Source organism: Amycolatopsis sp. NPDC059657 (assembly GCF_042734395.1).
In the GTDB taxonomy this organism is placed as follows: Bacteria; Actinomycetota; Actinomycetes; order Mycobacteriales; family Pseudonocardiaceae; genus Amycolatopsis.
In genome coordinates this window covers 9,211-16,949 of record NZ_JBHWEB010000075.1, presented here as the reverse complement: position 1 = coordinate 16,949, position 7,739 = coordinate 9,211, and the positions used below count along the sequence as shown (strand labels likewise).

Annotated in this window: 6 protein-coding genes; 2 read left to right on the top strand and 4 right to left on the bottom strand. The window is 68.8% G+C overall.

Annotated elements, in window-relative coordinates:
- The first annotated feature begins 265 nt into the window (after window positions 1-265).
- A complete protein-coding gene (locus ACFV15_RS32020; protein ID WP_378355004.1) occupies window positions 266-1,711 on the top strand; it encodes an aldehyde dehydrogenase family protein in 1,446 nt (481 codons plus the stop codon).
- Here the strand turns inward: ACFV15_RS32020 and ACFV15_RS32015 are convergent.
- The 3 genes from ACFV15_RS32015 to ACFV15_RS32005 form a co-directional block, all read right to left on the bottom strand.
- Complete coding sequence (locus ACFV15_RS32015) at window positions 1,708-3,174, bottom strand: FAD-binding oxidoreductase (RefSeq protein ID WP_378355002.1); 1,467 nt, start codon at window positions 3,172-3,174, stop codon at window positions 1,708-1,710. The genes ACFV15_RS32020 and ACFV15_RS32015 overlap by 4 nt on opposite strands.
- A gap of 54 nt (window positions 3,175-3,228) precedes the next feature.
- Window positions 3,229-3,936, bottom strand: a complete 708-nt coding sequence (locus ACFV15_RS32010) for a flavodoxin family protein (RefSeq protein ID WP_378355001.1) — start codon at window positions 3,934-3,936, stop codon at window positions 3,229-3,231.
- A 63-nt stretch (window positions 3,937-3,999) separates the two neighbouring features.
- Window positions 4,000-5,685 (bottom strand): FAD-dependent oxidoreductase, encoded by a 1,686-nt coding sequence (locus ACFV15_RS32005; RefSeq protein WP_378354999.1) that lies wholly within the window; start codon window positions 5,683-5,685, stop codon window positions 4,000-4,002.
- A 95-nt stretch (window positions 5,686-5,780) separates the two neighbouring features.
- On the opposite strand from ACFV15_RS32005, the gene ACFV15_RS32000 reads away from it, so the two are divergent.
- Complete coding sequence (locus ACFV15_RS32000; RefSeq protein WP_378354998.1) at window positions 5,781-6,350, top strand: DinB family protein; 570 nt, start codon at window positions 5,781-5,783, stop codon at window positions 6,348-6,350.
- A gap of 149 nt (window positions 6,351-6,499) precedes the next feature.
- On the opposite strand, the gene ACFV15_RS31995 is transcribed toward ACFV15_RS32000, so the two are convergent.
- Window positions 6,500-7,633: a GuaB3 family IMP dehydrogenase-related protein gene (locus ACFV15_RS31995; protein WP_378354997.1), complete on the bottom strand. Its 1,134-nt coding sequence runs from the start codon at window positions 7,631-7,633 to the stop codon at window positions 6,500-6,502.
- Window positions 7,634-7,739: the final 106 nt, after the last annotated feature.

Here is a 7,739-nt window from a genome sequence, read left to right as displayed (position 1 = left end):
CTTCGCCCCCCCCTGGCCCGGGGCGGGGTGTGGTCTGGGTCTATGCCCCCCCCAAACCCCCCCCACGACCGCTTGCCAGAGCCTCATCGCGAAGCGAGGGTGCCCCCCCGAATTCGTACTACGCACCCAACGGCCCCCTCACCTCACACCGAGCACGCCACCTTTGGCTTCCCGCCCAATAGAACCGTCGGCAACACTCACGACCCATGCACCCGACCGGGTGGGTGTTCACACCGGCGAGGGCCGACGCAATACCTTGGTACGCATGGACATGATCACCCCGGAACCCCGGCCAGCCTGGATCGCCGGGCGTCCGGAGCAGGGCGCCAGCACGATCGTCGTGAATCACCCGTTCGACGGCAGCGAGGTCGCGACCGTCGCGGTCCCCGGGCCGGAACAGGTCGAGAGAGCGGTCGCGGCCGCGGCTTCGGTCGCGAAGGAGTTCCGCAGGTCGGCGGCCCATGTGCGGGCCGGTGCGCTCGAGCATGTGTCACGGCAGCTGCAGGCGCGGTCCGAAGAGATCGCCGAGGTGATCACGGCCGAAAACGGCAAGCCGTTCAAATGGGCCGAGGCGGAGGTGCGGCGGGCGGTGTCGGTGTTCCGGATCGCCGCCGAGGAGGCGCGCCGGTTCACCGGTGACATCCAGCGGCTCGACACCGACGCGGCCGGTGAGGGCCGGATGGCGATCACGCGGCGGATCCCACGTGGGCCGGTGCTGGGGATCGCGCCGTTCAACTTCCCGCTGAACCTGGTGGCGCACAAGGTCGCGCCGTCGCTGGCCGTCGGCGCGCCGATCATCGTCAAGCCCGCGCCGCGCACGCCGCTGTCGGCGTTGATACTCGGTGAGATCTTGGCCGACACCGATCTGCCCGAGGGCGCTTTTTCCGTGCTGCCGCTGGGAAACGCCGAGACCTCCGCACTGGTCGCCGACCCTCGGCTGCCCGTCGTCTCGTTCACCGGGTCCGGCCCGGTCGGCTGGTCGCTGGCGGACGCGGCGCCCCGCAAGCACGTGGTGCTCGAACTCGGCGGCAACGCGGCGGCGGTGGTGCTGCGCGACTGGCCGGACATCGAAGGTGCCGCGCATCGCATCGCGACCTTCGGCAACTACCAGGCCGGGCAGTCGTGCATCGCGGTGCAGCGGGTGATCGTCGAGAGCGCGGTCGCCGACGAGTTCGTCCCCGCGCTGCTGGAAGCCGTGCAGTCGCAGCAGACCGGCGACCCGTACGACACCAATGTGGATGTCGGCCCGGTGGTCGACGAGGCCGCGGCCGAGCGGATCATCGAGTGGGTCGACGAGGCCGTCGCCGCGGGCGCGAAGGTGCTCACCGGCGGCAAGCGCACCGGCGCGACCGTCGAGCCGACGCTGCTGACGGAGGTGCCTGCCTCGGTCAAGGCATGGTCCGAGGAGATCTTCGGGCCGGTGCTCGCTGTGTCCATTGTGGACGGCGTGGATGAGGCGTTCGCCGCCGTCAACGACTCCGCGTACGGGCTGCAGGCCGGGGTCTTCACCCGCGACGTGCACCTGGCGTTCTACGCGTCGACTGAGCTGGAGGTCGGCGGGGTCATCATCGGCGACGTGCCGTCGTACCGGGCCGACCAGATGCCGTACGGCGGCGTCAAGGGCTCCGGCGTCGGGCGCGAGGGCGTCCTCGCGGCGATGCACGACCTCACCGAGGAACGGGTGACGGTTTTCACCGGTATCGACCTCTAGGCCGGCGTGATCGCCTGCGCGAAGCCGAAGACCTTGTCAGGGTCGTACTTCTTGGCGACTTCGCGCAGCTTGCGCACGTTGTCGCCGTAGTAAGCGGTCATCCAGTCCGGCAGGCCGGGATCGATGTAGTTCACATAGGCGCCCGAGGCGCCGATCCCGGCCAGCCCCTGGACTACGGCGTCGACGTTCTTCGTCGCGTCCTGGCGGTTCTGGGCCGTGGCCTGCGAGTACACCTGGACGGTCGCGAGCGCCTTGCGATGCCAGAACGCCGTGTCGGTCGGCGCGAGCTTGGCGACCTCGCCGCCGAGTGAGTCGATGAGCAGGTCGATCGCCGGATATTTGGCGAGTTCGACCAGTTTTTTGGGCTCTGCCAACGGTTCTCCGATGACACGCGACGCGGCGACGAAGGACTGCCGGTTCTCGCTGCCCGAGAAGTACTTCATGGCGCCGAGGTAGTCCATCGGCTTCACCATGCGCGAAGTCTGCCGGGTGCCCGTCTGCGCGACGAAGTCGTCGAGCAGCTGCCCGAGCTGAGCGGTGCCGCCGAGGAACGTGCCGCCGACGCGGACCCTGGATCCGCCGCCGAGCACGAAGTTCGACCAGAGTTCCGGCGGCGCGCCCGCGATCCACTCCTGCCACGGCCCGAGCACGACACCGGCGGTGCCGTCCGGGAAATGCAGCGAGAAGACCGTCACGGCGGGCGCCGGGTCGGTGCGGAAGGTGAACGAGGTGACGATCCCGAAGTTGCCACCGCCGCCGCCCCGCAGCGCCCAGAACAGGTCCGGCTCCGACTCGGCGCTCGCCGTCCGCAGCTGCCCGTCGGCGGTCACGACCTGAGCCGACACGAGATGATCGCAGGTCAGCCCATATTTCCTGGCCAGCACGCCGAGCCCGCCGCCGAGCGTCAGCCCGGAGATCCCCACGCTCGGGCATGAGCCGGCAGGCAGGCAACGGCCCGCTTTCCCCACTGCCGCGTAGACGTCCTTGAGCTTCGCCCCTGCCCCGATGACCACCCGGTCACCTTGAACGTCCACTTGCGACATCTTCGCCAGATCGACGACCAGACCCCCGTCCGGCGTCGTATACCCCGCATAGCTGTGCCCGCCGCTGCGTGCGGCGACCGGCACCCGACCGGCCGCCGCCTCGACGCAGGCCCGCACGTCGTCCGGCTTGGCGCACTGGGCGACGGCGGCGGGCTTGCGCCCGTCGTACAGCGTGTTGAATCCCCGTTTCACCTGGTCGAACCCCGATTCGCCAGGTAGAACCAACCCTCCGGACAACCGCCCCTTCAACGCCGCCCAGTCGGGCGGCCCGGCCGGAACGACCTTGCTACTGCTCGGCGCCGTCGTCACCCCTGACGTCGGCGCCGCCGGCCCGGACTCCGGCGTGCTGCAGGCCGCTGCGACGGCCCCCGCCGCCGACACCCCCACGACCCGCAGGAACGACCTTCTGTCCAAGCTCATATGCCCAAGACGTACCGGCGGCCCGAAAGGTTGCGTGCCGTCACCCGGCCGAGGTCAGCGGTACTCAGGGTTCTCGAAATCGAAGCGGCAGCCCGCGTCCCATGCCGCGCGCTGGTTGCCGTGCGCCGGGATACCGCCCGCCGCCTTGAGCATCGCGGCCAGGTGCAGCAGGTTCCAGGTCATGAACGTGGTGTTGCGGTTCGTGAAGTCGTTCTCCGGGCCGCCGGAGCCCGGGTCCAAATAGGACGGCCCGGGGCCCGCCTCGCCGATCCAGCCCGCGTCGGCCTGCGGCGGGATCGTGTAGCCGAGGTGCTGCAGGCTGTAGAGCACGTTCATCGCGCAGTGCTTGACGCCGTCCTCGTTACCGGTGATCAGGCACCCGCCGACCCTGCCGTAGAACGCGTATTGGCCCGCGTCGTTCAGCAACGAGGAACACGCGTAGAGGCGTTCGATGACGCGTTTCATCACGGAACTGTTGTCGCCGAGCCAAATCGGCCCGCACAACACCAGAATCTGCGCGTCCATGATCTTCGAGTACAGCGACGGCCACTCGTCCGTCGCCGCGCCGTGTTCGGTCATGTCCGGCCAGACACCGGTCGCGATGTCGTGGTCGGCGGCGCGCACGACGCTGACCACGACGCCGTGCTTCTCCATGATGCCCTTGCTGAGCTGGATCAACCCGTCGGTGTTGCTCGGGTCGGGCGAGCGTTTCAGCGTGGCGTTGATGAACACCGCGCGCAGTCCGGTGAAGTCGTAAGTCATCTCATCAGCACAGCACTTCACCGGTCAGCGGGCCAGCCATGACCGTCTTACGAAAGTCGGACGTCAGCGAAGGGCGGCCGGAGCGTCCGAGGGCACCGCCGGGTTCTTGGGAGCGATCGCCGACAGGCGGGTGTACGACTCGTCCTGGGCAGGCCGCGCGTCCGTCTCACCCTTGTTGGGCCAGAAGGAAAACGCTCGCTCAGCCTGCGCGGTGATGGTCAGCGACGGGTTGACGCCCAGGTTCGCGGTGATGGCCGATCCATCCACAACGGACAGTCCGGGGTACCCGAATACCCGGTGGTACGGGTCGATCACGCCGGTCGTGGCGTCGGTGCCGATCGGAGCGCCGCCGATGAAGTGCGCGGTCAGCGGGATGTCGAAGATCTCGCCCCATGTGCCACCCGGCATGCCACCGATGCGTTGCGCGGTAAGGACGTTCGCCTCATGGCCTGCCGGGATGAAGCTCGGGTTCGGCTCGCCGTGGCCCTGCTTGGACGTGTACTTGCGGCGGCCGAAGAGGCCGCGCTTGGTGTACGTGGTGATCGAGTTGTCGAGGCTCTGCATCACCAGCAGGATCACGGTCCGCTCGCTCCAGCGGTAACCGTTGAGCAGCTTCACCGTCTGGACGGGGTGCTTGACCATGAAGTCGACGGCCTGGCGCCAGCGCGGTTTCTTCGCGGCGCCGTCGGTGGCGATGGTCTGCAGCAGGCTCATCGCGTTGCTGCCCTTGCCGTAGCGGACGGGCTCGATGTGCGTGGTCTCGTCGGGATGGATCGACGACGTGATCGCGACGCCCTTGCTGAAGTTCCGGTTCTCGTCGACCTGCGTGCGCGCGGCGCCGATGATGGCCTCGGAGTTGGTGCGGGTCAGCTCGCCGAGCCTGCGGGACAGCTTCGGCAGCGTGCCGGTGTCCTTCATCTTGTGCAGCAGGTTCTGCGTGCCCCAGGTGCCCGCGGCGAGCACGACCTGGCCTGCGGTGAGCGTGCTTTTGGTTCGCTTGCCGGTGCGGCGGAGGTCGACCTCGAAGCCGTCACCCTTGGGCCTGACCGCGGTGACGGTGGTGAGCGGGATGACCTGCGCGCCCGCTTGCTCCGCCAGGTAGAGGTAGTTCTTGACCAGCGTGTTCTTCGCGCCGACGCGGCAGCCGGTCATACAGGCGCCGCATTCGGTACAGCCGGTGCGCTCGGGCCCGGCGCCACCGAAGAACGGGTCCTTCGCGTTCTCGCCAGGCTTGCCGAAGTAGACACCGACCGGGGTCGGGTGGAACGACTCGGCGACGCCCATGTCCTTGGCGACGTCACGCATGACCTCGTCGGACGGGGTGATCGTCGGGTTGGTGACCACGCCGAGCATGCGGCTCGCCTGGTCGTAGTGCGGGGCGAGCTCGGACTCCCAGTCGGTGATGTGCGACCACTGGCGGTCGTTGTAGAACGGCTTGAGCGGCCGGTACAGCGTGTTCGCGTACACCAGCGAACCGCCGCCGACGCCCGCGCCCGCCAGCACCATGACGTCCTTGAGCATGTGGATGCGCTGGATCCCGTAGCAGCCGAGCTGCGGCGCCCACAGGTAGCGCTTGAGGTCCCACGAGGTCTTCGCGAACTCGTCGTCGGCGAACCGGCGCCCTGCCTCGATGACCGCGACCCGGTAGCCCTTCTCGGTCAGCCTGAGCGCGGCGACGCTCCCGCCGAAGCCGGAGCCAACGACGATGACGTCGAAATCTTCTTCGGTGGTGGTGTTACCAGCAGTCACACCTCGACTGTAACCCCGCCCACGCTAACTGACCAGAGGTAAGTTACCCGTCGGTCACCTGGAAGAAATCCACCCGCGTCGGCAAGCTCGTATTCGTGATCGATGATTTCGCCAAGGAGTACCTGCACAGTGACCTGCGAGAGATCCGCGACGCGATGCTACGGAAGCTCGACGGGCTGACCGAATACGACATCCGCCGCCCACTGACCTCGACCGGGACGAACCTGCTCGGCCTGGTCAAGCACCTGTCGCTGACGGAGGCCAGGTACTTCGGGGAGGTCTTCGATCGGCCGTTCCCCGAGCCCGTCCCCCGCTGGGACGACCTCGAACAGCGCGGCGCCGACATGTGGGCGACCGAGCACGAAACACGCGAGGAGATCACCGGCCGCTACCAGCGCGCCTGCGCACACTCCGACGCGACGATCGCCGCTCTCGCCATCGACGCGCCCGGCCACGTTCCCTGGTGGCCACGTCCCGACGTGATGCTGTTCAACGTCATGGTCCACGTGCTCACGGAGACCAGCCGCCACGCCGGGCACGCCGACATCCTGCGGGAACACCTGGACGGCAAGGCCGAGACGGACCCCCGCCTTGGCAGGGACGCGGCCTTCTGGGCTGACCGGTGCGCCGAAATCGAGCGAGCTGCCAGCGCTGCCACAGCCTGACCCGCCGATCCAGGGAAAAAAATCCCAATGTGGCTTTGGTCAGCTCTGGAACCCCCAATGTGGCGTTCGTCAGCTCAGAGCTGACGAAAGCCACATTGGGAGGCTGAAACCTGACGAATGCCACATTGGGTTTTTTTGACCAGGTGGGGTCAGCGGCGGACCGTGAGGCCCACGCGCTGGAACTCCTTGAGGTCGGAGTAGCCGGTCTTGGCCATCGCACGGCGCAGGGCGCCGAAGAGGTTGACCATGCCCTCGGCGTCGGAGGACGGGCCGAAGAGGAGGGTCTTGAGGTCGACCGCGTAGTCGGGGCCCGCGGCCACACGCGAGCGCGGGAGCGAGGGGTGCGCGGCGGCCGCGGTCCAGTAGAGGCCCTGGCCCGGTGCGTCGGAGGCGGCGGCGAGCGGGGCGCCGAGCATGACCGCGTCGGCGCCGCAGGCGATGGCCTTCGCGATGTCACCGGAGACGCTCATGCCGCCGTCGGCGAGCACGTGGACGTAGCGGCCGCCGGTCTCGTCGAGGTAGTCGCGGCGCGCGGCGGCGGCGTCGATGATCGCGGTCGCCATCGGGACGCCGATGCCGAGCACGCGGTCGGTGCTGGTGACGCCCGGCGTGTAGCCGTGGCCGACGATGACGCCCGCCGCGCCGGTGCGCATGAGGTGCATGGCCGTGCGGTAGTCGCCGACGCCGCCCGCGATCACCGGGACGTCGAGGCGGCCGATGAACTCCTTGAGGTTCAGCGGCTCGGCGTCACGCTGCACGTGCTCGGCGGAGACGATGGTGCCCTGCACGACGAGGATCTCGACGCCGGCCTTGAGCAGGTCCGGGGTCAGCTCGGCGGCGTGCTGCGGGCTCACCCGCGCGGCGACCGTCACGCCGGACTCGCGGATGGTCTTGATGGCCTCGGTGATCAGGTCGAGCCGGATCGGCGCGGCGTGCAGCTCCTGCAGCACCCGCACGAGCGCGGTCGGGTCGTCGACGTCCTCGGCCGCCCTGACCAGGCGGAACATCGCGTCTTCGACGTTCGCGTGGCGCGCCCAGAGGCCTTCGGCGTTGATCACGCCGAGCCCGCCGAGCTCACCGACGGCGACCGCGGTGCCCGGCGAGACGATCGCGTCCGTCGGGTGGGTGACCAGCGGCAGCTCGAAGCTGTACGCGTCGATCTTCCACGCGGTGGACACCACGGCCGAAGACCTGGTGCGCCGCGACGGCACGATCTCCACGTCATCGAGGTCATACGCCCGCCGCGCGGTGCGCCCCATGCCGATCTCGACCAGATCCCGCACGTGAAGTCCCTCCTCGCCGCCAACAGCTGTCACCCACATTGTCGCTAGTCGGCGCTGCTCACCCACGCACGGGGGTAGGTCGTGAGCGTTGCGGGCGGTTCTAACC

What these genes read in the sequence shown, in the direction of transcription:
- ACFV15_RS32020 (WP_378355004.1), top strand. Translation starts at nt 266, where the DNA reads ATGGACATGATCACCCCGGAACCCCGGCCAGCCTGGATCGCCGGGCGT.
- ACFV15_RS32015 (WP_378355002.1), bottom strand. Translation starts at nt 3,174, where the DNA reads ATGAGCTTGGACAGAAGGTCGTTCCTGCGGGTCGTGGGGGTGTCGGCG.
- ACFV15_RS32010 (WP_378355001.1), bottom strand. Translation starts at nt 3,936, where the DNA reads ATGACTTACGACTTCACCGGACTGCGCGCGGTGTTCATCAACGCCACG.